Genomic DNA, 565 nt, shown 5'->3' on the forward strand with positions numbered 1-565 from the left:
TTCCGATGTCATATTACAGGTCTTTCATATTCAATCTATTACTTTCAATTAACAATATGTCTTTAATAACTCACTTTATCATGCAAATATATATCAAATAAGCGTATTGACAAAGTGTTTTAATCATTAGTTTTCAGGTAATTATGTACGAATATATAGAGAAAGACTGCACTTAGTACAGTCTTTCTTCCTCTGTAAAATGGCTGAAACGTTCATCAGTATCAGAGGTTTGCAGAAGATAACGGCATTTCCAATATCGGTAAATCCGCCCACCGTTAGGTATATAGTAATTTATATCGTCGGCGTTCAGATATTGGTTTCCCTGTTCTGTGCCGTGATGCATCCATCTGGCACATCCCGGCAGATTAGGGTTGTCCCGGACATAAAAATCCATCTTCTCTTTCCCTGTTACGAAAATGTTATGTACGCGGATATCCTTGTCAATCGGAAACCTGTAAACGTATAGGGCGAAGTCGCAAATATCCGTTTCCAAAAGATTGTTTCCAAAATGTATCGGAGCTTCCTTTTCCAGACTTTCAAAACCATTCCGTACGCTTGTCCGTGT

General features: G+C 38.1%; 1 pseudogene. It reads right to left on the reverse strand.

The features are described 5' to 3' along the window. Window positions 1-172: 172 nt before the first annotated feature. Window positions 173-565 (reverse strand): annotated as a pseudogene (locus tag LPH68_RS26945) (hypothetical protein); the annotation flags it as partial.

The sequence above is a fragment of the Bacteroides sp. 1_1_30 genome, assembly GCF_020982715.1.
In the GTDB taxonomy this organism is placed as follows: Bacteria; Bacteroidota; Bacteroidia; order Bacteroidales; family Bacteroidaceae; genus Bacteroides; species Bacteroides xylanisolvens.